Source organism: Burkholderia sp. PU8-34 (genome assembly GCF_053427725.1).
On sequence record NZ_JBSAXC010000001.1, the window covers coordinates 357,694 to 383,840 of the forward strand.

General features: G+C 65.5%; 25 protein-coding genes. 15 read left to right on the forward strand and 10 right to left on the reverse strand.

The genetic code is table 11. The features are described from left to right. Window positions 1-74 precede the first annotated feature (74 nt). From ACV22Z_RS01525 to ACV22Z_RS01545, 5 genes are all read left to right on the forward strand, one after another. Window positions 75-368: a hypothetical protein gene (locus tag ACV22Z_RS01525; RefSeq protein ID WP_448074553.1), complete on the forward strand. Its 294-nt coding sequence runs from the start codon at window positions 75-77 to the stop codon at window positions 366-368. Next, window positions 365-1,414: a multidrug transporter subunit MdtN gene (mdtN, locus tag ACV22Z_RS01530; protein ID WP_448074554.1), complete on the forward strand. Its 1,050-nt coding sequence runs from the start codon at window positions 365-367 to the stop codon at window positions 1,412-1,414. The genes ACV22Z_RS01525 and mdtN overlap by 4 nt, the downstream gene beginning before the upstream one ends. After that, window positions 1,395-3,659 carry an FUSC family protein gene (locus ACV22Z_RS01535; RefSeq protein ID WP_448074555.1) on the forward strand — a complete coding sequence of 755 codons (2,265 nt, stop codon included), beginning with the start codon at window positions 1,395-1,397 and terminating at the stop codon, window positions 3,657-3,659. Before mdtN ends, ACV22Z_RS01535 begins: the two co-directional genes overlap by 20 nt. After that, window positions 3,646-5,199: a TolC family protein gene (locus ACV22Z_RS01540; protein WP_448074556.1), complete on the forward strand. Its 1,554-nt coding sequence runs from the start codon at window positions 3,646-3,648 to the stop codon at window positions 5,197-5,199. The genes ACV22Z_RS01535 and ACV22Z_RS01540 overlap by 14 nt, the downstream gene beginning before the upstream one ends. Before the next feature lie 328 nt (window positions 5,200-5,527). Further along, window positions 5,528-6,235: an MgtC/SapB family protein gene (locus tag ACV22Z_RS01545; protein ID WP_448074557.1), complete on the forward strand. Its 708-nt coding sequence runs from the start codon at window positions 5,528-5,530 to the stop codon at window positions 6,233-6,235. 52 nt (window positions 6,236-6,287) lie between these two features. On the opposite strand, the gene ACV22Z_RS01550 is transcribed toward ACV22Z_RS01545, so the two are convergent. Next, window positions 6,288-7,007, reverse strand: coding sequence for an autoinducer binding domain-containing protein (locus ACV22Z_RS01550; RefSeq protein WP_448074558.1), 720 nt, complete (start codon window positions 7,005-7,007; stop codon window positions 6,288-6,290). A gap of 72 nt (window positions 7,008-7,079) precedes the next feature. Between ACV22Z_RS01550 and ACV22Z_RS01555 the strand changes: the two genes are divergently transcribed. The 3 genes from ACV22Z_RS01555 (at window position 7,080) to ACV22Z_RS01565 (ending at window position 9,175) form a co-directional block, all read left to right on the forward strand. Further along, window positions 7,080-7,523 (forward strand): DUF4902 domain-containing protein, encoded by a 444-nt coding sequence (locus tag ACV22Z_RS01555; protein ID WP_448074559.1) that lies wholly within the window; start codon window positions 7,080-7,082, stop codon window positions 7,521-7,523. 210 nt (window positions 7,524-7,733) lie between these two features. After that, a complete protein-coding gene (locus tag ACV22Z_RS01560) occupies window positions 7,734-8,336 on the forward strand; it encodes an acyl-homoserine-lactone synthase (RefSeq protein ID WP_448074560.1) in 603 nt (200 codons plus the stop codon). Between the two features lie 44 nt (window positions 8,337-8,380). Continuing rightward, window positions 8,381-9,175, forward strand: a complete 795-nt coding sequence (locus tag ACV22Z_RS01565) for a hypothetical protein (protein WP_448074561.1) — start codon at window positions 8,381-8,383, stop codon at window positions 9,173-9,175. Between the two features lie 236 nt (window positions 9,176-9,411). Here the strand turns inward: ACV22Z_RS01565 and ACV22Z_RS01570 are convergent, their stop codons facing one another. Further along, window positions 9,412-10,134, reverse strand: a complete 723-nt coding sequence (locus ACV22Z_RS01570) for a TetR/AcrR family transcriptional regulator (protein WP_448074562.1) — start codon at window positions 10,132-10,134, stop codon at window positions 9,412-9,414. Between the two features lie 53 nt (window positions 10,135-10,187). Between ACV22Z_RS01570 and shc the strand changes: the two genes are divergently transcribed. Then, window positions 10,188-12,236 carry a squalene--hopene cyclase gene (shc, locus tag ACV22Z_RS01575; RefSeq protein ID WP_448075139.1) on the forward strand — a complete coding sequence of 683 codons (2,049 nt, stop codon included), beginning with the start codon at window positions 10,188-10,190 and terminating at the stop codon, window positions 12,234-12,236. A gap of 10 nt (window positions 12,237-12,246) precedes the next feature. Beyond that, window positions 12,247-12,510, forward strand: a complete 264-nt coding sequence (locus ACV22Z_RS01580) for a hypothetical protein (RefSeq protein WP_448075140.1) — start codon at window positions 12,247-12,249, stop codon at window positions 12,508-12,510. Between the two features lie 510 nt (window positions 12,511-13,020). Here ACV22Z_RS01580 and ACV22Z_RS01585 read toward each other — a convergent pair. From ACV22Z_RS01585 to ribA, 5 genes are all read right to left on the reverse strand, one after another. Continuing rightward, window positions 13,021-13,752 (reverse strand): Fic/DOC family protein, encoded by a 732-nt coding sequence (locus ACV22Z_RS01585; RefSeq protein ID WP_448074563.1) that lies wholly within the window; start codon window positions 13,750-13,752, stop codon window positions 13,021-13,023. Next, window positions 13,706-14,410, reverse strand: coding sequence for a hypothetical protein (locus ACV22Z_RS01590; RefSeq protein WP_448074564.1), 705 nt, complete (start codon window positions 14,408-14,410; stop codon window positions 13,706-13,708). The genes ACV22Z_RS01585 and ACV22Z_RS01590 overlap by 47 nt, the downstream gene beginning before the upstream one ends. 396 nt (window positions 14,411-14,806) lie before the next feature. Next, on the reverse strand, window positions 14,807-15,082 hold the full coding sequence (locus ACV22Z_RS01595; RefSeq protein WP_448074565.1) for a Wadjet anti-phage system protein JetD domain-containing protein: 276 nt from the start codon (window positions 15,080-15,082) through the stop codon (window positions 14,807-14,809). Beyond that, on the reverse strand, window positions 14,994-15,314 hold the full coding sequence (locus ACV22Z_RS01600) for a hypothetical protein (protein ID WP_448075174.1): 321 nt from the start codon (window positions 15,312-15,314) through the stop codon (window positions 14,994-14,996). The genes ACV22Z_RS01595 and ACV22Z_RS01600 overlap by 89 nt, the downstream gene beginning before the upstream one ends. Window positions 15,315-15,823: 509 nt before the next feature. Next, window positions 15,824-16,474 (reverse strand): GTP cyclohydrolase II, encoded by a 651-nt coding sequence (gene ribA / locus ACV22Z_RS01605; protein WP_448074566.1) that lies wholly within the window; start codon window positions 16,472-16,474, stop codon window positions 15,824-15,826. A 176-nt stretch (window positions 16,475-16,650) separates the two neighbouring features. On the opposite strand from ribA, the gene ACV22Z_RS01610 reads away from it, so the two are divergent. Continuing rightward, window positions 16,651-17,112, forward strand: coding sequence for a CBS domain-containing protein (locus ACV22Z_RS01610; RefSeq protein ID WP_448074567.1), 462 nt, complete (start codon window positions 16,651-16,653; stop codon window positions 17,110-17,112). A 149-nt stretch (window positions 17,113-17,261) separates the two neighbouring features. Here the strand turns inward: ACV22Z_RS01610 and ACV22Z_RS01615 are convergent, their stop codons facing one another. Further along, window positions 17,262-17,591, reverse strand: a complete 330-nt coding sequence (locus tag ACV22Z_RS01615; protein WP_448074568.1) for a DUF4148 domain-containing protein — start codon at window positions 17,589-17,591, stop codon at window positions 17,262-17,264. Between the two features lie 523 nt (window positions 17,592-18,114). Here ACV22Z_RS01615 and ACV22Z_RS01620 point away from each other — a divergent pair. After that, window positions 18,115-18,513, forward strand: coding sequence for a GreA/GreB family elongation factor (locus ACV22Z_RS01620; RefSeq protein WP_448074569.1), 399 nt, complete (start codon window positions 18,115-18,117; stop codon window positions 18,511-18,513). Between the two features lie 207 nt (window positions 18,514-18,720). Here the strand turns inward: ACV22Z_RS01620 and ACV22Z_RS01625 are convergent, their stop codons facing one another. Next, window positions 18,721-19,842 (reverse strand): porin, encoded by a 1,122-nt coding sequence (locus ACV22Z_RS01625; RefSeq protein WP_448074570.1) that lies wholly within the window; start codon window positions 19,840-19,842, stop codon window positions 18,721-18,723. Between the two features lie 608 nt (window positions 19,843-20,450). On the opposite strand from ACV22Z_RS01625, the gene ACV22Z_RS01630 reads away from it, so the two are divergent. The 3 genes from ACV22Z_RS01630 to ACV22Z_RS01640 all read left to right on the forward strand — a co-directional run bounded on the left by ACV22Z_RS01630 (window position 20,451) and on the right by ACV22Z_RS01640 (window position 24,158). After that, window positions 20,451-20,825, forward strand: a complete 375-nt coding sequence (locus ACV22Z_RS01630; RefSeq protein WP_448074571.1) for a hypothetical protein — start codon at window positions 20,451-20,453, stop codon at window positions 20,823-20,825. Between the two features lie 337 nt (window positions 20,826-21,162). Further along, window positions 21,163-21,984, forward strand: coding sequence for a helix-turn-helix transcriptional regulator (locus tag ACV22Z_RS01635; protein WP_448074572.1), 822 nt, complete (start codon window positions 21,163-21,165; stop codon window positions 21,982-21,984). Window positions 21,985-22,532: 548 nt separating this feature from the next. Continuing rightward, on the forward strand, window positions 22,533-24,158 hold the full coding sequence (locus ACV22Z_RS01640) for an amidohydrolase (RefSeq protein WP_448074573.1): 1,626 nt from the start codon (window positions 22,533-22,535) through the stop codon (window positions 24,156-24,158). A gap of 363 nt (window positions 24,159-24,521) precedes the next feature. On the opposite strand, the gene ACV22Z_RS01645 is transcribed toward ACV22Z_RS01640, so the two are convergent. Continuing rightward, the gene (locus ACV22Z_RS01645; RefSeq protein WP_448074574.1) at window positions 24,522-25,844 is read right to left on the reverse strand and encodes a citrate-proton symporter; all 1,323 of its coding nucleotides are present in this window, start codon (window positions 25,842-25,844) and stop codon (window positions 24,522-24,524) included. Window positions 25,845-26,147 lie beyond the last annotated feature (303 nt).

The following is a 26,147-nucleotide window of genomic DNA, read 5'->3' on the forward strand; positions in this document are numbered from 1 at the left end:
GTGGGGCCGGCCATCCTGGCATCGCGGTCCGGCGCCGCCGTCCGACCCAACCTGTCCGTCGAGTCCGTCACGTGATGAATAAAACGACACTGTGCGCCCCCGCGCGCCTTTGTGCGGCGCTTGCGCCAGCCGTCCCGCTCGCGGGCTGCGCGTCGCGCGGCGCGCCCGCCTACGTGCTGTTCGGCGCGTACTTCCCGCTGTGGCTCGTCAGCGCAGTGGTCGGCGTGGCCGGTGCGATTGTCGCGCACCGCATCTTCGTCGCGACCGGCTGGGCCGATACGGTGCCGTTCCAGCTCGCGGTCTGCACCGCGATCGGGCTCGTGGTCGCCGTGATCGTCTGGCTGGCCGGCACGGGGCCGTTCGCATGAAGCTCGCCGGCCAATCCCGCCCCGCTCTGAAAGGCCGCCTGATCGCGCTCGCGATCGTCGCGCTCGGCGTCGCGGCCCTCGGGTACGCGTATTACCGGACGACCGGCTATCCGTCGACCGACGACGCGTCGATCGACGCGGATGTCGTGCATGTCGCATCGCCCGTCGGCGGACGCATCGTCAACCTCCCGGTGCACGAGAATCAGCGCGTCGCGAAAGGCGACCTGCTGTTCGAGATCGATCCCGTGCCGTACCGGCTGACGGTCGCGCAGGCGCAGGCCGACGTCGAGCTCGCGCGCGCCGCGCTGGACACGCGGCGCAAGACGCTGATCGGCGAACGCTCGAACGCGTCGGTCGCCGCCGAGCAGGTGAACCGCGCGGCGCACAACTACGACCTCGCAACGCGCACCGTGAAGCGGCTCGCGCCGCTCGCCGCGCAGGGCTACGTCAGCGCGCAGCAGTTCGACCAGGCGCAGGTCGCCGAACGCGACGCGGCCGTGTCGCTCGAGCAGGCGCGGGAGCAGCAGCGCTCATCCGCGCAGACGATCGGCGACGACGCCGATGCGATCGCGACGCTGCATGCGCGCGAAGCCGCGCTCGCCCGCGCGCAGCATGCGCTCGACGACACCGTCGTACGCGCGCCGCACGACGGACTCGTGACGGGCTTGTCGGTGCTCGCCGGCGAAACGGTCGCGCCGAACCAGTCGATCTTCACGCTGATCGACGCGAACGAATGGTTCGCCGTCGGCAACTTCCGCGAGACGTCGCTGACACATATCGACGTCGGCGACTGCGCGACCGTCTATTCGATGATCGACCGCAACCGGCCGATCTCCGGCAAGGTGGTCGGCATCGGCGCGGGCATCGCGGATACCGACCGCATCAATCTCCCGCGCACGCTGCCGCTCGTCCAGCGTTCGGTGAACTGGGTGCATGTCGCGCAGCGCTTCCCGGTGCGCGTGAAGCTCGACGAACCCGACGGCAAGCTCGTGCGCGTCGGTGCGAGCGCGATCGTCGAGATCCGGCATGGCACGGCCTGCCGCTGACGACGTCCGCGCGCCCGGCCCGCGCGAGATCCTGCGGCTGCTTGCGCCGTTTCCGGGCCGTGCGGCGATCGTCACGCGCGTCGCGCTGATCTGCGCGCTGACCGTGCTTGTGACGAGCGCGTACGGCACGCCCGAAGCCGCGATCTCAGCGTACGTCGTGTTCTTCCTGGTCCGGCCGGACCGCGTGACGAGCGTCGTGCTCGCCGCAGCGTTGCTGCTGATCATCACCCTCGTGATTGGCCTCGTGCTCGGCGTCGCGATGTTCAGCATCGACTATCCGATATTGCGCGTCGCGTGCATGGCCGTGCTGTCGGTCGGGCTGCTCTATCTGACGTCTGCGAGCAAGCTGCGCCCCGTCGGCGCGATCCTCGCGATGATCGTCGGCTTCGGGCTCGACGAGCTCGGCCTCGCGCCGGTCGGAGAATCGGCGACGCGCGCGCTGCTCTATACGTGGCTGATGGTCGCGATTCCGGTCGGCATCGCGATCGTCGTCCACCTGCTGATCGCGCCGTCGCCGCGCCGCCTCGCCGGCGCCACGCTCGCAAAACGGCTGCGGCTCGCCGCCCGGCAATTGTGCGGCGGCGGCGGTAATAGCGGTAATAGCGGTAATAGCGGCGGCAGTGGCGACGACGACACGCGCGTCGCGTTCGACGCCGCGCTGCGCGAAGGCGATGCGCAGCTGCTGACGTGGCTCAAGCTGTCGAAGCTGGAAGGCACGTCGACCACCGCCGACGTCGCCGCGCTGCGGCAGGCGATCGCGTCGAGCACCGCGATCCTCGTCTCGGTGGCGCTCGCGAGCCGCGAATCCGACGCACGGCTGCCCGACGCGTTCGCCGCGCCGATCGCGGCAACCCTCGACGAGATGGCCGGCATGCTCGCGCAAGGCGGCTATCCGGTCGACATCGCGCTCGCGCTGCCGCCGACCGATACGCTGGCGCCGCTCGCACGCGTGGTCGCGACCGATCTGCAAACGGCGATCACGCAGTTCGCGGAGGCCACCGGCACGCAGCAGCAGCCGGCTGCCGCGCCCGATGCTTCGCCCTCTTCGCCCTCTTCGCCCTCTTCGCCCTCTTCGCCCGCTTCCTCCCAGGCTACATCCGAAGCCGCACCCGAAGCACCCGCCAAGCCTGGTGGCGGCTTCTTCCTGCCGGACGCACGCACGAACCCCGACCACGTCCGCTACGCGCTGAAGACCACCGTCGCCGCGATGTTCTGCTACCTGCTGTACATGCAGCTCGACTGGTCCGGCATCCATACGTGCTTCATCACCTGCTACATGGTGTCGCTCGGCACGACCGCCGAGACGGTCGAGAAACTCACGCTGCGGATCGCCGGCTGCATCGTCGGCGCGATCGTCGGCACCGCGGCGATCGTGTTCGTGATGCCGGCGCTGTCGTCGATCGGCCAGCTGATGGCCGTCGTGTTCGCCGGCGCGTGGCTGTCGGCGTGGATTGCGTTCGGGTCGCCGCGCATCGCGTACGCCGGCTTCCAGATCGCGTTCGCACTGTTCCTGTGCGTGATCCAGGGCGCGGGGCCCGGCTTCGACCTGACACTCGCGCGCGACCGCACGATCGGCATCCTGCTCGGCAATGTCGTCGTCTACCTCGTGTTCACGCGCATCTGGCCCGTCAGCATCGGCAGGCAGGTCGACACCGCGCTCGCCGCACTGCTCGAACAGTGGCGCCGGCTCGCGCAGATCGCCCATCCGGCCGAACGGCGCGCGAAGGCGGCGGACGCGTTCGCGCGCTACGGGGCGATCGCGCAGGACCTCGGCCTGATCCATTACGAACCGTCGTGGGTGCGGCCCGCGCCCGCGTGGGTCGCCGCGCGCCGCCGCACGCTCGCCGAACTCGGCGCGCTCGAAGGACCGCTGTTCCTGCTCACCGAACGCGCGCCGGGCGATGCGGCGGTCGATGCGCATCTCGCGCAACTCACGCATCTTGCGCAAGACGCCGAAACGGGCCCTGGCGTCCCGGGTGCGGGCGCGAATCTTGCGGACCAAACCACCGCGGGGCAGCCCGCCGCTGCGGCGCCGCACGCAGCCGCCGCGCACGTCGATGTGCCCCCGGCCGCACCGCCTGCAGCATCGCCCGCCGCACGCCAGTCCGGGCCCGCCGCTGCCGCAAACGGCACGGCCCCCGAGCGCACCGCATTGCTGAACCTGATCGACGCGCGGCTCGCTCGCATCGCCGACGCCGCCCGTGAAGCCACACCGAAGGAGTCTCTTCCCCATGCGCGTTCCTGAACCGCCGACCGCCTTGTTCGCCGCAGCCGCTGTCACCGTTGCGGCGGCCGTGGTACTGGCCGGCTGCGCGACGTCGTCGCTCGACCTCGCGCCGGAAGCCTCCGATCGCCCGTGGCAGCCTCAGACGACGGCCTCGGGCGAAATCGTGCCGGGCGCGCCGAAACCTCAGGGCAATCCGCGCAGCCACGACTACACGCTGCCCGCCAACACGGCGCTCGCGGCCGTGCCGCCGCCGGCCGCGCTCGATACCGCACATGCGTACACGCTGCCCGAACTGATCGATCTCGCCGAATCGACGAATCCGCTGACCCGCATCGCGTGGAACGATGCGCGCAATGCGGCGCTCGCGGTCGGCGTCGCGAAGGCCGCGTACCTGCCGCAGCTGTCCGCGACTGCGATGGGCGGTTACCAGGCCGGCCACGGCTCGACGTCGACGCTGCTCGGCGAAGCGTCGACGAACACGAGCGTGCACGGCACGGTCTCGGTGCTGGCGCTGCAGTGGCTGCTGTTCGATTTCGGTGGCCGCAAGGCGCGCGTCGAAGCGGCCGAACAGGCGTCGATCGTGTCGAACGTCGCGTTCACGGCCGTCCATCAGCAGGTGATCCACGACGTCACCGTCGCGTACTACCGCTACGAAGCCGCGCGTTCGCGCACGCAAAGCGCGCAGCAAAGCCTCGCGAACGCAGATGCGATCGTCGCCGCGGCGAGCGCCCGGCTCAAGCGGGGTGTCGGCACCGTCGTCGAGGTCGCGCAGGCAACGCAGAACCGCGCCCAGGCCAATCTCGCGCTCGTCGAAGCACGCGGCGCCGAAAGCGACGGCTATCTGGGGCTCGTCTCCGCGCTCGGCATCTCGCCGCTGTCGAAGCTGACGATCGCGCCGCTGCCGGCGCGGCCGCTGCCGCCCGCACTCGGCGCGTCGGTGGAAGCCATCGTGGCGGACGCGATCGCGCGGCGCCCCGACCTGCAGAGCGCCTATGCGCTCGAAAAGGCCGATCGCGCGAAGGTGATGGCGGCGGAAACGGAATTCATGCCAAAGGTGTTCATGTCCGCGACGGCGTCCTACCTCAGTGGCGGCACGTCGATCACCGCGCTGCCCGCGATCGGCCAGCAGGCGCCGACCGTCAACCTGAACGGCAACCGCTACGGCGGTGGCGTGTTCGTCGGCATCACGATTCCGCTGTACGACGCCGGCCTGCGCTCGGCCGTGCTGATGCAGGCGCGCAACGACGCCGAAAGCGCCGCGGCGCGGCTCACGCGCACCAAGGAGGAAGCGGTCCGGCAAGTCGTCGCCGCGCAGAACGCGCTGCAGACGAGCCTCGCGTCGCACGAGGCCGCGACGGCGCTCGTCGCCGCCGCGCAGACGAGCTACGACGCCGCGCTGACCGCGTACCGGAACGGCGTCGGGTCGGTAACCGACGCAACGCTCGCGCAGAGCCAGCTGCTCGTCGCGAAGAACGCGGACGTCGACAGCTACTGCGGCGCATTGTCGGCCGCCGCTGCGCTCGCGCTCGCCACGGGGACGATCAGTGCCGCGCAATGACGTGCGCGACTCGCGGCCACGTCAAAAGGGGCACGCATGAGTTGACGCGCCCGTGCGCCGCCGCCTAGAATGCCGCCCATTCATCCTTCAGGAATCAACGTGGACAGTTGCAGCACATTGCGTGCGCTTCTCGCCGCCTGAACGCCTGCCCGCCGCAGTTCTCCTGCCCCGGCTCGCGTTCCAGCGAGTCCGGCACGCCGCTCCGTTTCACACAGCAGCACGCATTCGCGCGATACAGTTCCGCGCGATGACGTCCATTGCTTCGCCGCCCGGCACGGCGCCGAAGCAATGGCCGCCCGCATGCGCCCCTTGCACGGCAGGACAACTCATGACTTTCGATTTCGCCATTCGTCTTTTCACCGCGTTCGCCTGCGGCGTCGCAATCGGTCTCGAACGCCAGATTCGGCAGCGCACGGCCGGCCTGCGCACGATCACGCTGGTCGCGAGCGGTGCCTGCCTGTTCGTCACGCTCGGCGTGCTGACCGGCAACGGCGTAGCTGGTGTCACGCAGATCGCCGCCTACGTCGTGTCCGGCGTCGGCTTTCTCGGCGGCGGCGTGATCATGCGCGACAAAGGCTCGATCCAGGGCATCAACACGGCGGCCACGCTGTGGTGCGCAGCAGCCGTCGGCGTGCTGTCCGGCTCCGGGCATTTCGTGCCGGCGATCGCGGGCACGGCCGTCGTGCTGCTCACCAACACGCTGCTGCGCGGCGTGAGCCAGGCGATCAACGCGACGCCCGTGTCGAATGCGGACCTCGTCCGCGAATACCAGATCACGGTGATCTGTCTCGAGTCGGACGAAGTGCATATCCGCACGCTGCTGTCGAATTCGATGTATGCGAAACCGCTGTCGTTCCAGAGCCTGACGAGCGAGGACGTGCCGGACCAGCCGAACCGGCTGAAGGTCACTGCGACGCTGAAGCTGCATCCGAAGGATCAGCCGAAGCTCGAGCAGATCGCGAGCCGCATCAGCATGGAGAAGAGCATTTCCAGCGTCAGCTGGACGGCGAAGGAAGCGGAACCGCTGATGGAGTAAGCGGGTTTCCCGCGGCGCGGCAGCGGTACCTGCCGACGCGCCGCCCGGCCGTTCACGGCGTATCGATTAGCCCGGCCGAAATCGCCTTGACGACCGCCTGCACCTTGTTGGTCGCGCCGAGTTTCTCGAGGATGTTGTTCACGTGGAAGTTCACGGTTCGCTCGGAGATGCTGAGGATCTGGCCGATCTCGCACGCTGTCTTGCCCTCGGCGGTCCAGCACAGCACCTCGCGCTCGCGCGCGGTCAGCGACACGCTCGCCTCCGGCGCCAGTTTCGGCACCATGAAGTTGCTCATCAACGAATGCGACACGTTCGCCAGCCAGTTGGTCTGCAGCGTGAGCATGTTGATTTCGGCCGGAGTGAGGCGGTCGGCGTGACGCGCGATGCTCAACAGGCCGAATGCGCCGCGCGCAGCCCAGCTCGACTGAGCAACGCCGACCGACAGCCCATGATCGCGCGCATCCTCCCACAGCGGGCTTGGCGCGATCTTGTCGACGTCCGGCCAGACGATCATGTTGGGGCTGAGCGCGCCATCGCGGACGGTCGAATCGATGTCGATATAGTTCTGCGCCTGGTAATGCGCCATCCAGCCGTCCGGATAGGTGTCGAAGATCGCGACCGTGGGCTTCGACACCGGCAGCGGCACCCGGATCCCGTAACAGCAGTATTCGAAGCCGAGGCGCTTCGCATAGGCGGCGATCCGCTGGAAGAGCTGCTGCTCGTCTTCCGCGGCGCTGAATTGATGGTAGGCGTCCTGCCAGCGCAGTTCCATTCGTTCTCCGACAACGTCACGCTGTCATACTTGTCAGGTTTCAGCACCGATCCGGGCTGATACATTCCGCGCATGACTTCACCTTTGCTGCATCCCTTCCGCGGCCCGTCTCCGGACGGCTACGTGCGCCTGTCCGAACGCGCGCTGGCCGAGCTCGCGCTCGACCATGTCACGAGCGGCCTCGACGCATCGCTGCTGGCGGAACTGCACGGCAGCGCGATCGACGCGCGCCTCGCCGGCTATACCGAATGGCATCGCCCCGCCCGCACCGGCGTCGCTTACGTGACGGTCGGCTGGGACTGGTACCTCGAACGCGCGTCCGGCGCATTCGTGATCGCGGGCGGCGACGTTCGCAGCAACGTGATGGCCATCGACGCCGCCGGCGCCGACATCGGCATGACCCGCACCACCGCCGCGCTCGCGGCGCGCCTCGCCGACGTCGACTGGCCCGCCGCCGTGGCGGCCGCCGTGCTCGCGCACAACGACGCCTATCATGCCGGGCCGACGCTCCAGTGACAACCGGCCGCGCATTCATCTGACGTTTGCGCCGCGTTGGCGCTCTTTATAAGCAAAACCCGGCCGATTTTCAATCCCGCAGATCAAGAAACCGTTCCCACGTCCGAATCGGCCATTTCGACCCGCCCCCCCCTGTAAGAGTTACCAGTTACGACCTCCTCGGGACGCACGCTGTAATGCACGCATACCAAGCACAGATCCGAGGACACCATGCGAACCTTCGTTCACGAGGAAGGACGGTTGCCACACCAACTTGCAGCGGATCTCGGGCGCTATCGGCGCCGTGTGTTCGTCGAACAGCTCGGTTGGGCGCTCCCGTCGGCGAACGAAGGTGACGAGCGCGACCAGTTCGACCGTGACGACACCATCTATGTGTTCGCACGCAACGGCCGCGGCGAGATGTGCGGATGCGCGCGTCTGCTGCCGACGACCCGGCCTTACCTGTTGAAGACGCTGTTCGCGGAACTGATCGCCGAGGACATGCCGCTGCCGCAATCGGCGTCGGTATGGGAACTGTCGCGATTCGCGGCGACGGGTGACGCGGCGGACAGCGACGTGTGGGCGGTGCGGCCGATGCTGGCGGCGGTGGTCGAATGCGCAGCACAGCTCGGCGCGCGACAGCTGATCGGAGTGACGTTCGCGAGCATGGAACGCCTGTTTCGACGCATCGGCGTGCATGCGCACCGCGCAGGCCCGCCGAAGGTGGTCGACGGCCGCATGGTGGTCGCGTGCTGGATTGACATTGACCCGCAAACGTTTGCGGCACTCGGAATCGATCCGGAATCGGGTGTCCGGCAAGCCATCGCCGCCTGAGCGCGCAGTCTCTCGGGCGGCATCGTACTCGAAGGAGAATCAACGTGGACCATGCACCGGTCTTTCACGCGATGTTGCCGGGACTGACGGCCGCCGACAGCGGCACACGCATCGCCGTCGCCTATCCGTCGTTTGCGGAACCGCTGCCGCTCGTCGGGCTCGACCGCCGCGGGCTCGTGTTCCGGGCTTCCGGCCCGGCGCCGCTCGTCTGCGGGCTGCCCCGCGCGGCGACGCTGCTGGCCGGTGACGAGCCGCTCTGTTCGCTGCGCCTCGTGATTCGCGAGATCGCCGCGGCCGGCGGCGGCCGCCACGACCTGACGATGCAGCCTTCGTGCGCCGCGAGCGACGAACTGCTGTGGCACGCGCTGCGCGACCGCGAGCCGTATCGGCATATCCGGCAGCCGCTTGCGCCTGTCGTCGACGCGACGGCCGGCAACGACCGTGCGTCGCACGCATCCGTCGCGCGGCCGGCGGGCGGCGGGGACGGCACGCTGCGCCCGTCGCGCAGCGCGGCATTCCGGCTGCCGTGCCACAGTGACGCACTGTTTTTTGCGGACTGGCTCGAGTATCACTTCGACGAGTTGCGCGTGCTCGCGCAGCAGCATGCGCCGCAATTGCAGTTGAATCAGCTCGAACGGCAGCTCGCGGACGACGAAGTCGGCGTGCGCTTCGTCTACGACGTCGACGGCCATGCGACCCGGCACGAACTCAACGACTGCGCGCGCGAGGCATGCGCATGGATCGAGACGGAAATGCGCGACAAGTATGCGTTGCCGGTCGCGCAGGAGCGGTTCGGCGGACATCGGGCGCGGCGGGCGGATGCCCGAGTGCCGGCATGACGCCTCTGTCGCAGGAATGCAACAGGGGGTTGCACTCTCTAGGGTTTTCCCTTAAATTTACGTCTGTCTCCTCCATGTCTCCAAACATGGATTCGGCCCGCTCAAGCAGCGGGCTTTTTTATTGCCTTCGCCACTTGGCATACGTCCGGTTCGCTGTCGATTCGGCTATCGGCCTGCGGCACACGCCGTGCTCGTGCTCGTGAAATAGCGCATCGCTGCGAAAATCGCGATCAACGTCAATGCCCGCCCTGGGCGATGGCGCCCGGTTCATGCGGGCCCACCGGAGGTTTGCCGGCGGTCATGCGATCCAGTTGACGAACGACTTCATCGCGCAGGTCGGCCGGCATCTCCTGACTGCCGAGCAACTCGGAAATCCACAAGCCGTCGGCTGCGAGCCGGCAGATCATCAGCATCGCCGCCTGCTCCAGCGGCACCGGGTCGGGGCGGCTCCATTCGCGTATCGGCACCGCCCAGCGTTCGCGCGTCTCCGGTTCAGTCACCATCGACGCCACCAGAACGCGCAGCACGTCGGTACTGGCTGCCGGGTTCGCCGTGTCGAGTGTCGTGTGCACGTACGCGCGCGCCGCCGCACCCGCCGGCTGCGGATCCGCGGCGATACGCGTTGCCATCTGCCGCCCGAATCGCTCGATCGTCTGCTCGAACAGCGCATCGAGCAAACCTTGCTTGTTCGCGAAGTGATACTGCAGCGCCCCCTTCGTCACGCCGGCACGCTCGGCCACCGCGTCGAGCGTCAGCGCCTGCACGCCCTGATGCGTGGCAATGTCCGAAGCCGCGACGAGCAGCTGTGCCCGCACCTGCTCCGGCGCTTTCTTGCGCCGCACGCCGGCGCCAGCCGGCGCGGGTGTCGAAGGTCGTTCGGCCGCTTGCGCGCCGGCGGTTCCGGCCGGTTCGCGTGTCGCGGAGACATTGCGCGGCGCTGGGTCGAGGCGTTTTTTCATAGCGCGGATCTTAGCATCCGCGGCCCTCGATAAAAACATTCCATCCGGATGGTATTATCCGCGGCATGAACAAGCCCACTCCATCCCCCTGGTCCGCGCTCGATGCCGCCATCACCCGCGGGCGCGACGCGCTCGTGCGCCTTCAGCAATCCGACGGCAGCTGGTGTTTCGAACTCGAATCCGACGCGACGATCACTGCGGAATACATCCTGATGACGCATTTCATGGACAGGATCGACGACGCGCGCCAGGAGAAGATGGCCCGTTACCTGCGCGCGATCCAGCGGCTCGACACGCATGGCGCGTGGGACCTGTACGTCGACGGCCAGCCGGACGTGTCGTGCAGCGTGAAGGCATATTTCGCGCTCAAGGCGGCCGGCGACGCCGAGCACGCGCCGCACATGGTACGTGCCCGGGAGGCGATCCTGAAGCTCGGCGGCGCGGCCCGGTCCAACGTCTTTACGCGCATCCTGCTCGCGACGTTCGGCCAGGTGCCGTGGCGCGCGGCACCGTTCATGCCCGTCGAGTTCGTGCTGTTCCCGAAGTGGGTGCCGATCTCGATGTACAAGGTCGCCTACTGGGCCCGCACGACGATGGTGCCGCTGCTCGTGCTGTGTTCGCTGAAGGCGCGCGCCCGCAATCCGCGCGACGTGTCGATCGCCGAACTGTTCGTCACGCCGCCCGACGAGGAACGCCACTACTTCCCGCCCGCACGCGGCATGCGCAGGCTCTTTCTGGCGCTCGACCGCACGGTGCGCCATATCGAACCGCTGCTGCCGAAGCGGCTGCGGCAGCGTGCGATCCGGCATGCCGAAGCATGGTGTGCCGAGCGCATGAACGGCGAAGACGGGCTGGGCGGCATCTTTCCGCCGATCGTCTACAGCTATCAGATGATGGCCGTACTCGGCTATCCGGACGATCATCCACTGCGGCGCGACTGTGAAGACGCACTGGAGAAGCTGCTGGTCACGCGGGCGGACGGCAGCGTGTATTGCCAGCCTTGCCTGTCGCCGGTGTGGGATACGGCGTGGAGCACGATGGCGCTCGAACAGGCGCGCGGCGCGACGGCGCCGGAACCGGGCGCCGGCCCGGACGCCGAGCGCGAACTCGACGAACGCATCGCGCACGCGTACGACTGGCTGGTGACGCGCCAGGTGAACGACTTGCGCGGCGACTGGATCGAAAACGCGCCCCCCGACACGCAACCGGGCGGATGGGCATTCCAGTATGCGAATCCGTACTATCCGGACATCGACGACAGCGCGGTCGTCACCGCGATGCTCGACCGCCGCGGCCGCACGCATCGGCATGCGGACGGCACGCATCCGTACGCGCAACGCGTGTCGCGCGCACTCGACTGGATGCGCGGGCTGCAATCGCGCAACGGCGGCTTTGCCGCGTTCGATGCCGACTGCGACCGCCTCTACCTCAACGCGATTCCGTTCGCCGATCACGGCGCGTTGCTCGATCCGCCGACCGAAGACGTGTCGGGCCGCGTGCTGCTGTGCTTCGGCGTCACGAAGCGCGCAGAAGACCGGGCGTCGCTCACGCGCTGCATCGACTACGTGAAGCGCACGCAGCAGCCCGACGGCAGCTGGTGGGGCCGCTGGGGCACGAACTACCTGTACGGCACCTGGAGCGTGCTTGCCGGCCTCGCGCTTGCAGGCGAAGACAGGTCGCAGCCCTACATCGCCCGCGCGCTCGAATGGCTCCGCGCACGGCAGCACGCGGACGGCGGCTGGGGCGAGACGAACGACAGCTATCCCGACCCGCAACTCGCCGCGTCCAACTATGGCGAGAGCACGTCGAACTGCACCGCGTGGGCGCTGCTTGCCCAGATGGCGTTCGGCGACTGCGAATCCGATTCCGTGCGGCGCGGGATCGCATACCTGCTGTCGGTCCAGCAGGACGACGGATTCTGGTGGCACCGCTCGCACAATGCGCCCGGCTTTCCGCGCATTTTCTATCTCAAGTATCACGGTTACACCGCGTACTTCCCGCTGTGGGCGCTGGCACGTTATCGGCGCCTCGCAGGCGCGCAACTGTCATCCGGCGAGAGCGATCCGCGTACGGTGGAGACAGCGGACGCGGCCATCGCTTGACACCGAGCGCCTGTATTGCGATGCGTCAGGCCTCACGGTGCTGGCACGGTTCAGCAACCATGATGGCTTTGGCGGCATCGTGCTCGGGTACGCAGGCATGGGTTGCGACTTCGAGTTCACGCACTGCCGCACGCATCCGATTGCGCCGACTCCGGCGCCCGAGGACCTGATCGTTTTCTGCCTGCCCGATCAAGACAGAGGGGAAGGCGCGTGCGTCCGCGCGACGAATACGACATGCCGGCGCAGCCGATGCCCCTCCGTAAATGCGGGATGATCAGGCCGTCACTTCGGCAACGGCGTGCATCGCCGCAAAGGGCTCGGCATCTTCCAGCCGCCAGCGGGCCAGCGGCATAGCGTCAGGCGTTCCGTATCGATCTTCATTGAAGCGTCCACACACTACCCGCCATCTGTCGCGAGCCGGGTTGCCGCAGCGGAACGTTGCGCGCGCGACTGTCTGTCTGGCCGATGCGCCGATACGGCAATGCACGGGCCCGCGAGCCGGCACCGAGTGAGGCGCCAGCCGGGAACACGCGAGGCTGCTGAACCGGACACCGGTCGATCTTGAGCGGTGACGCGCGCAAAAGAAAAGCCGGACGCACCGGCTTCGCTACGTTCGAGAACGCCGCATCCGCGAATCAGCACACAGACGACGCCGTCTCGAACGGGGTTACTCGTTTTCTTCGAAGTAGTGAATTGGCCTTGCCCAGCAAGCATGCTTGATGAAACTTACGCCAAAACCTACGCCACATATGCCGTGGAATTCGCCGCTAGCGCGGCACGCCGCTTAATCCTCTCCACGTGCACGCTTCAGCTCGAGATAGTTCTGGTTTGCTACAGGATCGTCCGCCCGGTACACAACATTCGGAGCACCGCTTCCATCCTTTCCATTGAGGCCGGGCAATGACATGAGATGGTCGCAGAGATCGCCCCCGGCAATGGGAGCGACCGCCAATGGCAGGAGATACGAGTCCAGGTGCTTGCCTTGGGGATTTTCCAGTTCCCGGGTAAGCGCTTCCAGGTAATCATCTTTCCGGGACGCATTCCAGTTGATGGCGAAGCCTGCGCGGTGGCAAAGCTCTGCATGGATGAGAAGCATGGTGCGACCGTTCCCATCGAGAAAAGGATGCCCCCAGGCGAAAGCGCCCATGACCATGCCCGGTTTTTCGCGCATCGCCTTTGGATTGTTGCCTGACGACAGTCCCCATTCGACGGCCCGCTGACACAACTCCGAAGCTTCGAACTGTATTCGCTGCCCCTTCCCGACCAGTCGTCCAACACCGAGACTATGGCGATCCTGGCCCGCCCAAGGGTAGAACTCACTGAACAGGATCCGATGAACTTCAAGGAAGTGCACGTAAGCAATTGAACCTTTGACTGCGTGAAGGTACGCCAATGCCGCCTCGAGGTTCGACTCGAAGAACCCGTGTTCGATGTACTTGAGTTCGTCCAGATCCTTGATGCCATCAACGTTACGCAGGTAGCCCCTGGTTTCGTAGTCCCCGAACGGGTCGAACACGCTTGATCTCCCTTATATGGTTCGCCATCAATCGGGCAAACTGCCGGCCGTTAATCCGATCCCGCTTCTTGAGTGCAACCAGCAATTTCCCCGTGAGATCGAGTTCAACATCGTCACCCGCGGCTCGCGTCACTGCTTCCGCGAAATCATCGAGGCCCGAGCGCCGGTACTGAATGCCGTAGGCTTGCGCGAGACGCTCAACAAACTTGCCGACATTTCGGGTTGGCAGCTCGTCGACATCTGCTGGCAGCCTGGGCGCTGCGCCCGTTCGCGGTCTTTCGTGTTGACCGACATAGCGCACCGTGATGTTGTCCCACCCGAGCTTGCGAGAAATCCGGCTCGTGCCGGTGTTAACCAGGCAAACGAAGCGACCGTTTTCTTGCTGAATTGTCACATCGAGCACCTCGACGCCCAGCTTCCCGAGTGCCTCACGCAACAGTACCTCACTACCAACGGCAAATAGCGCGTTGCCTTCCAAATTCAGACCAGTCTTGGCATAAACACCCGCGCCAAGTCGAATGAGGCGTCCGTCGGCAACCAAATGCCGAAGCGCAGCGCTCAGGTGTGACGCACTCCCGAGGCCAGCCAGTTCACGTCGAAGCACGACGTTACCCGACCGCTTCTTCAACGACATCAAAAGCTTACTGTCCAGATTCATCCGTCACCTCCAGATCCGGCGCACAAGGTTCCATTATAGACCACAAAAAATTCCTTATCTACCAATGAGTTACCGATGCAATACTTGCCGATCTGACAGCATAGCTTACTGGGCGGATGCCTCTGGAGGTGCTTCAGACGTCGATGCAAAAATCGCCAATTAGTCTGGGCCGCAGATGGAGAATCCAGCTCCCGAAAGGCGCACCGCAAGACGCGACTGCGCCCGCTGTTCGTACTGCCGTTCGGTCCGTGTGGCTCGTTCAGTGATCGCTGGAGCAAGGCGCGGATATCGAAGCCGTAGGCGGACGCCCACGGCTGGGCGGACGCGATCACCCGGACACAATCCGCGCGTGCAGCAAGGGCTTATACCGTGGGCAGTTGCTCAGCAATCGTTGCCTTACGCTCTATACCACGCGTGCATGGCTGCTCTAACAATATCTTTCGGCAAGAATTCTTGTTCCAGACGGCCCCGCTCCTGCGCCAATAGATACTCGAAGAGGGCACCTTCGTCCTCGGTTAGCCCATCAGGCCGCCGCCCATCGACGGGAATGAGTTCACGCACGGCCAAATCCGCCGCGTACTGTTCAAAGCAGTCCCGATTCATCAGCAGCGGGCTCACGGACGGAATAGCCTGGCGCACTTTCCCCAGCATTTTCAGGCCCCAGGTGTCCATATCCCCCCAATACGCTAAACGCCGCGACTCTTGATTCCATTGGTTTTGTTCGTATCGAGATTATTTTTTGCTGATAAAGCTCGCGCCTATCGCTTTTTTCAAGATAGACATCGTCCCACGACTCGATACTGACGCTGGCGTCCTCGTAGTCGAGTAAAAGAAGTCGCAAGGCATATACAACTTGATAGCCCAGAGCCGAGCCAGCTGCTGAATGCACATTAGGTGAAGACATGACTCCTGCCGAGTCTCCGCCCCACTTAGTCTAGAGTGGTCTTCCTCCGCCAGCAGGTCGACCATCAACTGGCGGCGCCCCTCTCGGGCGTTTTCCCGTTTTGCGGGCAAGTGAACTTGCTGCGATGGCTGCCCTGGCATCGCAGCGATGCGAGAAAGGTTGTCGATTCCCGGCGTAGGTTCTTGCGGAAAGAGACACATGGCGTAGGCTCTCTCCCGAAAGGAACAAAACCTACGCCAGGGTAGCCGGCTCAAACAGAGGAAGGTGAACGGAAACTAATCGAACCAGCGCCGACATCCACATAAAGTCATTTAAAATCATGCACTTACATTGAAAACCAGAACACCATAACCGTTTCTCATCAAACCGGATACGGCGCTTCTTTCATTCGTTCGTTATTTTCCAAATATGCGACGAAGCAGGCGTCATCGCACTACAAAATTTCAAGAAACCCTTATTTTTCAATGACGTAAGCAAAGACACCGGCATTCAGCCGAATGTACACCGAACTACTCGTTTTCCTCGAAGTAATGCCCAAACTTCACCTGCTTGGTTCGGATGTAGCGTTCGTTTTCCTCGCGCACCGGCACTGCCAGCGCCACCCGTTCACACACGGGGATGCCGTGCTTCACGAGCGTATCGAATTTCTTCGGATTGTTGCTCATCAGGCGCACCGACGTGACGCCGAGGATGCGCAGGATCGCCGCCGCGGAATCGTATTCGCGGGCGTCGTCGGGCAGGCCGAGGTCGAGATTCGCCTCGACGGTATCGCGCCCCTGCTCCTGCAGCGCATACGCGCGGATCTTGTTGCTCAGGCCGATGCCGCGACCTTCGTGACCGCGCAGATACAGCAGCACCCCGCGGTCTTCAGCGGCAATGTAGCGCAGTGCGAGATCCAGCTGCTCGCCGCAGTCGCAGCGATACGAGCCGAACACGTCGCCCGTCAGGCATTCGGAATGCAGCCGCGTCAGCACGGACTGTTCGCCGGAAACGTCGCCCATCACGAGCGCGAGATGTTCGGCATCACTGCCCGACACACGAAATGCATATGACGTGAACGTGCCGTAGCGCGTGGGCAGCGAGGCGGTGGCCACGAGCGTCACGCACTCGTCGGTCTGGCCGTTGCCCGGGGCGGGCGATTGGGGACGCGAAGACATCATGAATTCAATCGAACGATCAGGAATGTAGGAATTTTCTGGATGGCACGTGACGGAAGTTTACCGCTAATCTGGAATTAGTCACGCGGCTGCTACTGAGGCCCGTTTATACTCGATCCATCGGGTGACGCGCATTACGCCCTGCCTTCCCTGGATTGCCCTGCACACGGAGAAAGCGAATGAGCACGACTGTCGCGCAGATTCTCAAGGCCAAGCCGGATTCCGGCCGCACGATCTACACCGTCAGGAAGACCGATCTCGTCTACGACGCCATCAAGCTGATGGCCGAAAAAGGCATCGGCGCATTGCTGGTCGTCGACGGCGACGACATCGCCGGCATCGTCACCGAGCGCGATTACGCGCGCAAGGTCGTGCTGCAGGATCGCTCGTCGAAAGCCACGCGCGTCGAGGAAATCATGACCTCCAAGGTGCGCTACGTCGAGCCGTCGCAGTCGAGCGAAGAATGCATGGCGCTGATGACCGAACACCGGATGCGCCACCTGCCCGTCCTCGACGACGGCAAGCTGATCGGCCTCGTGTCGATCGGCGACCTCGTCAAGAGCGTGATTGCCGACCAGCAATTCACGATCAGCCAGCTCGAGCACTATATCCACGGGACCCCCGCCGTCACGTCCGTCTGACCGCGCCCCAGCAAAAAAGGCCCAAACGCGCGAGCGTCTGGGCGGAAAGCCGCCGGAATGCGGCGACGGAGGTTCTGCGCCTGTTTGCGGGCGGTGCACATATCGCTCACCGCCCGTCAGTATTGGTGCGCGCGGGCAGACCCGGGATATCAGTTGCCGAAGTAGACCGAATTGACGGGATTCGGCGCTTCCGTCATGCGGCGGCCACCCGACTGTACCGCGCCGGTGGCTGCGGCACCGTATCCACTCGTATCTGCGCGCGTCAGCAATTGCTGGCTCGGCTGGATGCGTTGCTCGGCGGCCTGGATGTTGGCCGGATATTGCGAGTCGCTGGCCTGCGGCTTGTAGCCATTCTGTTCGAGCTGCACGAGATCCGCCTTGACCTGGTCGCGGGTAAGCCCCTGATCCGACTGCGCGAACGACGCGATCGGGGTGGCGAGGACGGATGCGGCAATCGCTGCGTAGATGATCGACTTCATGACTTACCTCCGATATATGTTCTGCGATGTTCTGTGTTCTCGTCGCTTCCGGCAGGTCTGTCTGAAGCGATTGAAACCAGTCTAGTCGCCGCATCACCAAGGGGAAACCCTTGGTTTGAACATACTGCGTTGCGTTTTTGGCAACTATCGCGAACGACTGCGCAGCAGCGCGCCCGCCACTTAAGCCATTTCGACAACAATCCCTGACGAATGGCCGACACACGGATCAGCGGCGGCTAGCGATTTCGTTGTAGAATCGTAAGGTTTTATCCGTCTGACGATCCCTTTCACACGATGCGCGCCTCCATGCTTCCCGTTGTTTCGCCTTCCGGCCCGGCCGGCATGCGCGCGCTCGCCGGTCACCCGGCGCACCCCCTCGCTCGACGCACGGCCCAGGCTCCGCTCACCCCTGCCCGGCGCTTGATCTGACGGCCCAGTCTCCACCCGGAGCCCGTCAGACAGGCTCCGGGCGATCCACGTAGGTTTGCCACGCCTGTCCCTGCCGATCATTTGGAGAATTGCCATGAAACAACGCCTGTATCAGTTGACCGAACTCGATGTCGCACGGCTCGAAAAGCACGCCGAGCACAACCCGCGCTTCCAGGCGATGCTCGACGCCCTGCTGGAGCGGGCCGACATCGTCCAGTCCGACGCCATCAAGGCAAACATCGTGACGATGAACTCGCAGATCACGCTGCTCGACGAAACGACCAACGAGCAGACCACCTGGACGATTGTTTATCCGGACGACGCCAATCTCGAACAAGGGCGCCTGAACGTCTTCACGCCGGTCGGCATGGCGCTGCTGGGCACGCAGCGCGGCCAGCTGGTGAAGGTGATGCAGCCGAGCGGCGCCGAGAAGCTGATGAAGGTCGCCGCGATCGTGTTCCAGCCCGAGGCCAACGGCGAATACACGCGCTGACGTCGCCGCCGTGGCCGGCTGCCGCCGGATTCGCAACGCGCCGCACAAGAAGCCAGCGAGGCATCCGGATCGGATGCCTCGCTTTTTTGTATCCGGACAACGCTTGGCCTGTGCTTGCCAAGCCCCTTCGCTGCCTGCGCATCGCGCAGGCGAAAAAAAAGGCGCCCGAAGGCGCCTTTTTCAGAGCTGGTTACCCAGCAGTCACGCTTAGAAGCGGTGACGCAGACCAACCGTTGCTGCGGTTTGGTTGATCGACGAGCTCGGCAGGTTGTTGTTGAAGCTGTCGCCGTTGTAGATCGATGCGCCAATGCCGTTCTTCGCTGCACGCTGGTACACAGCTTGTGCGTAGACGTCCGTGCGCTTCGACAGTGCGTAGTCAGCTTGCAGGCCGAACTGGTTCCAGTGCGTGCTGCCGTTGTTGATCTTCGCGTTCGTGTACGTGTAAGCAGCGCCCAGGCCGAGAGCCGGCGTCAGGTTGTACTTTGCGTTGACTTCATAGTTGTCAGTGCGCAGCGTGCCCAGAGCGACTGCATTGTTGTCGAGACGCGCTTGCGTCCATGCAGCGCCGACTTGTGCCGGACCGAATGCATAACCAGCAGCAGCACCGTACGTGCGGACGCGGCCTTGGCTAGCGATGCCACCGATCGCCGACGACGTCGCGCCGTTTGCGTTCGTACCGTCACCCAGGTTCGCTTGCGAGTATGCAGCAGCGAGCTTCAGACCTTGGAACTGGTATGCAGCACCCGCGCTGTACGCACGGTTGTTGCCGAAGTTCGTGTTGTTCGAGAACGAGTACGTGCCGCCGAATTGCAGGCCAGCGTAGTTCGCGCTCGTGAACTTGATCGTGTTGTTCGCTGCGACATCGCCGTTCGTGCTCAGACGGTCAAGGTTCAGCGGGTGCGCGAAGTACGTGCCGCCCCACGAGCCCGTTGCCGTCAGCGGCGCCAGGTAGTCTTGCGTTGCGTCGTACTGCTTACCCAGCGTGACCGTGCCGTACTGGCTCGACAGGCCGACGAAAGCTTGACGGTTGAACATGCCGCCGTTGCCGTTCGCGAACTTGCCGTTACCGATGTTGAAGCCGCTTTCCAACGTGAAGATTGCCTTCAGGCCGCCACCCAGGTCTTCCGAGCCACGCAGGCCGAAACGGCTCTGGTCAATGCCCGAACCCATCGACCACCGCGACTTGCCAGCTTGGCCCAGTGCCGGCTGGACGTTGCTCGTGTAGGTGATGCCTGCGTCCAGCACGCCGTACAGCGTGACGCTGCTTTGCGCGTGAGCGACGGTTGCGAACGATGCTGCAGCTGCTGCAACGATCAGAGTCTTGTTCATTCGTGGAGCTCCCTTCTAAAAAGAGGCAGGTCTCGCGACCTTGTTCATAAACGGTCTGCAACCGCCCGGAAACGCCATCGGTCCTGCTGGCTGCGTCCGGATAGTTGCCCGTTTGGGAACCGTGAGTTTAGGGGTGTACCCTAGGGGAGCGATCCGCAAATAAAGAAATAAGCTTTTCCAGATCTAGAAATAATAGAAATGGGTCCACCTTATAAGTATTTGTTTTGACGTTTCTTTTTGGCTTCTTGACGGTTGTTTTTTGGTCTCCCTCATCCCACCATTCTTACATGTCATCGTCTTGACGGTTGCATAGAAACAACAAGCGGAATCGTGCAACCCCCGCAAAATCGGCACTTTTTACCTGTTTTTGCCTCAAATATTGGGCTTTGCGCTTCCGCAACGGATGCTTCGGCCGCAAAACGTCCGAGGAATGGCTGGAGATCGGGGGGCCGGGCCGTGATACGCCGGCCGCCCGTTCGGACCGGCAGCGCCCATCACCGTAGCGCCCGTCACACGCCGTTACAGCCCTAACGGGGTGCGTAACCCGGTCTGCCGCCGGGCGCGCTAAGGTACGTCAAACACGACAGCACAACAGGACAGGACACGCCATGAATCGACGCTCGTTGTTGCGCGCTATCGGATTGACTGCCGCGTTCGTCGGCACCGCGAGCTGGCTGCGCGCCGCCTCGGCCCAGCCCGCGCCCCCTGTATACAGACCATCCGGCCCGTACCGCAATCCGGGCGGCCCGCCGTATGACGATCGTCCGCGCGTCGCCCCGCCGCCGATGCGGCACGAACGGCGCCCGCCGCCGCCGCGGCCGGGCGGCTTCGTCTGGACTGACGGCTACTGGCAGTGGCAGCGCGGACAATATGTATGGGTGCCCGGTCGCTGGATCGCGCGTCACCCCGGCCATCGCTGGATTCCCGGCTCCTGGCGGCGCCAGGGGCAGGTCTGGGTATACGTCAACGGGTATTGGCGCTGATACCGCGCGTTCGGCATCGCATGCCGCCGGAGTATGCGGGCCCACGGTCCGGCCCGCATCGGAGGTACGACACGACCGGGCGGCCGGCGCGGCCGGTCATCCGGCACCGTCCCGACGGTCCGCATGCGCGCGCTGTGTCAGGACGCGGCGATCCGGCAATTGCACGCGGCCGACGGCGACGTGCGCGGAAGTGTTCGAGATCGTCGAAGTTTCCTACAATCGAACCCGCCGCCAACACCGCCGCCGCGGCTTCGTCCCCGGCCCGCCGCTCCGTGCACGCCGGGGAAACCGCCACGCTGGACGCAGGCGGCCGTCGTTCGTGAAGATGGTGTTACCGATGAGCCCCGCCAACATTTCCCTGAGCAGCGCCGGCGACCTGGTCGCCAGTCTCGGCAGTACCCGGTTTCCCACCCGGCTGTGGGCATGGCTGCGCGAGACTGTCGATCCGTATTCGTATTACAGCGTCGCCACCCGCTACCGGCGCGGCGCGCCGTCGGGTCCGGTCGACGGCGTCGACGTGCTGTTCTTCGCAGGCGGCGACGATCCCGACGGCACGCGCCATGCGCTCGACCTGTACATGCGCGGCGACTGGCGCTCCGACACGATCCTTCCCCATATCGAACGCCTGACCGATTCGCAACTGGTGTTCTCGTGCAACGAGGACATCGACACGGCCACCGAGTACGGCCGCTGCTTCGTGCTCGGCGACCTCGGCGAAGACTGCACGCTGCTCGGCAGCGAGCGCGACTACGTCTATGCGTTCTCGCTGTTCCGTCGACGCGGCCACGCTTCGTTCACGCTCGCCGAACTGAGCCTGCTGCGGCAGCTCGGCGATTTCCTGTTGCCGCTGGTGGTCCAGCATGCGCGGCTCGCCAGCGTGACGCCGCGCTCCGATGACGAAGCGCTGCTGCAGCGCTTCGAACAGCGCCTGTCGGCGAGCGGCGCGGCGCTGTCGCAGCGCGAGCGGCTCGTGTGCCGCGCCGTGCTGCAGGGCCAGCCGGTCCCGCGGATCGCCGGCACGCTCGAAGTCAAGCCGTCCAGCGTGCGCACCTACCTCGATCGCGCGCTCGCGAAGCTCGGCGTCGCGAACCGGGCCGGCCTGTTCGCCTGGTGCGTGGCCGACGGCGACGCGTTTGCGCGCGTCGTGAATCGCGATTGAGCGCCGGGGCCGATGCGGGATGGCGTCGGCCCGCCTTCTGCCTTCTGCCTTCTGCCTTCTGCCTTCTGCCTTCTGCCTTCTGCCTTCTGCCTTCTGCCTTCTGCCTTCTGCCTTCTGCCTTCTGCCTTCTGCCCAACGCGCCATCCGCTTTGTCGCACCTTGTCCTCAAATCGAGGACAGACAGTCCAACTCCCCGCCCCTAGTATCTGACTCACCCGACGACCTGAACACGTCGCATACAGCGGAGACACAGATGCCGATCACCGGATCGATACGGGCCCACGGGGACGCGGACGCCAGCGTCGGCCGCCAGCCGACATGCCACGACCGGCAATGCATGCAATCCGGCCGTGCCTGTTCAGGCCGGCGCAATCTCGCGACTCACGCGCCGCCGAGAACGTAACGCGCCGCGCCCCGACGGCCAGCGCGGTCATCACGACGCGCAACGCATTTCCAACCCTCCCGGACCCACGCGACCGGACGAGCCCGACGGCCCGCCCGCCGGATGCGTGCGCCCGGCAAACCGACCTCAATCCGGAGGAGACACCATGCAACACGCCGATACCGTCTATCTGAACGGCATCCTCTATACCGGCGATGCGCAGCGCCGCTTCGCGCAAGCGCTCGCGACCCGCGACGGCAAGATCCTGGCGGTTGGCCACGACGACGACATCCGCCCGCTGGCCGGCCCCGCCACGCGCATCGTCGATCTCGCCGGCAGGCTGATGCTGCCGGGCTTCATCGACGGCCACGTGCATCCGCTCGAAGGCCATCAGATCCTCGGCGACTTCGACCTGTCCGGCATCAACGAACCCGACGCGATCCTGCAGCGCATCCGCGCATGCGCGGATGCGACGCCGAACGAGCCGTGGGTGTATCTCGGCGGCGCCAATCTCGCCGCGTTCGGCGCCTACCCGACCCGCGAGCTGCTCGACCGGAGCGTGCCCGACCGTCCGCTTCTCGTGGTCGGCTTCGACGTGCACAGCGGCTGCCTCAACACGAAGGGGCTCGAAGCCGCGGGCATCACGGCGGACACGCCCGATCCGACAGGCGGCGTGCACGAGCGCGACGCGTCCGGCGCGCCCACCGGCGTCGTGCACGAGGCGGCGTTCTATCGCATCTGCTCGATCATTCCGCAACTGAGCCCGGCCGGCTACCCGAAATCGCTCGCGAAGGCGCATGCGATGGCGCACGGCTTCGGCATCACCGGGTGGTTCGATGCGCGCGTCGAGGAAGCCGAGCTCAACGCCTACGCCACCGCGCAGCGCGCCGGCACATTGAAGGCGTACATGAGCGCGGGCCTGTATGCGAACCCGCGCCGCGATCCGCGCGAGCAGATCGAACGTTTCGTCGCATGGCGACGCGAATACGCGTGCGACAACCTGCGCCTGCACACGGTGAAGATCTTCGTCGACGGCGTGCCCGAATCGAAGACGGCCGCGCTGCTCGAACCGTACGCGGGCACCGACGACTGCGGCCTCACGCTGTGGAGCCAGGACGCGCTCAACGAGATCTGCCTGCTCGCCGATTCGGCCGGCTTCGACCTGCACTTCCACACGCTCGCCGACCGCGCGGTGCGCATGACGCTCGACGCGCTCGACTACGTGCAGCGCCGCAACGGCGTGCGCGACCGGCGTGCGCAGCTCGCGCATCTGCAGATCGTCGATCCGGCCGACATGGGCCGCTTCAACCAATTGGGCGCGATCGCGAGCATGCAGGCGCTGTGGACCGCCGCCCGCCCCGAACAGCAGCAGCTCTACTGCGACCTGCTCGGGCCGGAGCGCACCGCGCGCAACTATCCGTTCCGCAGCCTGCGCAATGCCGGCGCGATGCTGGCGGCCGGCTCCGACTGGTCGGTGAGCACGATGAATCCGCTGCCGATCATCCAGACCGGCGTCACGCATGTGCTGGTCGAACAGCCTGACTGCCCGCCGTGGAACCCGCACGAACGGCTCGACCTGCTCACGATGCTCGAGGCGTACACGGTGAACGCCGCTTACGCGCTACGCTTCGACGATCGCACGGGTTCGCTCGAAGCCGGCAAGGATGCGAGCTTCGCGATCCTCGATCGCAACCCGTTCCGGCATCCGGTCGAAACATTTGCCGAGGCACGCGTGATCGAGACGTGCTTCCGCGGCGAAGTGGTCTTCGCCGCGCCGGGCTGGGCGGACTGATCGACCGGGCCCGCGGCGCAAGGCCCGGCGGCGGCCCTCGTCCGGCCAAGCGCGGCAGGCCGGACGGGTCGGCGCGCATGTCGCCACGCCGGTCCCGCGCGAGATGCCCACCCGCGTCGGCAGGCATGTCGCAGGCGCACGCCGTTCGTAGCGACGGGCGAGCGCCAGTGTCGGGCGACACGGGAATGCGCGACAGCGTTCTGCGGGACAACATCAGAAAGGATCGGGCCAAAGGAACGACGTGCACGTCAGCGGAAAGGCGGCACGCACGCCCCATATCACCCCCATACCACCCATCGACCGATTGAACGCCGGCAGCAGACCGGCGCCGGCCGACCGCTGGTCCGCCGGAAACCAGCCGCGCTATTCGGCACGCACGACCGTATCGCCGCGATAACGCCGGCGCTCGATGACAGCGGGCGCGCCTTCATGCATGAACACGCTCGCCGCCAGCCCGAACAGCGTCGCGAACAGCACATACCACGCGGGCGCGACCGGCGAGCCGCTCGCGCGCGTCAGCCACGTGACGATGAACGGCGCGAAGCCGCCGAACAGCATCACCGCGATGTTGTACGCGAGCGCGACGCCGGTCGAACGCACGCGCGTAGTGAACTGCTCCGCGAGCGTCGTGGGCGCCGGGCCGTAGATGACGCCGATGTTCACGCAGATGACGAGCTGCATGACCAGCAGGCGCCCGATGCTCGGCGCCGCGGCGAGCCAGGAGAACAGCGGATAGGTCACCATCAGCAGCGCCAGCATGCCGGCAAGCAGCACCGGCCGCCGGCCGATGCGGTCCGACAGCGACGCGGCAACCGGAATCGTCACGGTCAACAGGGCGACCGCCAGCATCTGCACCTTGAAGACCTGGTCGAGCGGCAGCCCGAACGTCTTGTGCGCGAACGTCGGCAAGTTCACGAGCATCACGTAGAACACGGCCGTCCCCGTCACGGTCTGCCCGATCGACACCAGCACGCCGCGCAGGTTGTCGCGCAGCACGCCGGACACGCTGGTCGCCTCCCGTCCGGCCTCCTTGCTCGCATCGAGAAATGCGTCCGTCTCTTCCATGTGACGGCGGATCCACAACCCGACCGGCCCGATCAGCAGCCCGATCGCGAACGGCACGCGCCAGCCCCAGCTATCGAGCGCGTCAGCCGACAGGTTGCGGGTCGCCCACGCCCCCATCGCCGCGCCGGCGAACACCGCGAGACATTGGCCGATCAGTTGCCACGAGCCGTACAGGCCGCGCCGATGTGCGGGCGCGCTCTCGACGAGGAACGCGGTGGAGCTCGCATATTCGCCGCCGGTTGCAAACCCCTGCAGCATCCGGGCGACGACGATCAGCACCGGCGCTGCCGGGCCGATTGTCGCGTAGGTGGGCGCGAACGCGATCAGCGCGATCGCCAGCGTCATCAGGAAGATGATCAACTGCATCGCCGCCTTGCGGCCCTTGCGGTCCGCATAGAGCCCGAGCAGCACGCCGCCGACCGGGCGCATGAAGAACCCGACGCCGAACGTCGCGAGCGACATCATCAGCGACGCATACTGGCTTTCGGCGGGAAAGAACAGGCGCGCAATGATGCCGGAAAAGAATCCGTAGACGATGAAGTCGTACCACTCGAGCGTATTGCCGACGACGGCGGCGACCACCTGCCGATGCCGTGCGTTCCGATGCGAATCAGCGCGCATGTCTGCCCTCCTTTCCTGAGATCCGATGGAAGCGGCACGGACCGCGCGCCCCCCGATACCGCACCGGGAAACACGCGGCGGACATGCCCGCTTGCCGGCACACGCCCGGCGTCGACCGATAATAGGCACGCCGAAAACCCGCATCAATTAATCCGGAAGGCAAAGCATTAGCCGCAGACTAAATGTTCTGCCGTGGCGCGAAACCGTTGCGATCGGTCGCATGCGATGTCGCCGTGGCCGTCGAGCACGGTGTCGTCATCCGACTCGTCACGCAGTGCGCGGAGTCGTGCAATGCCCGCATTG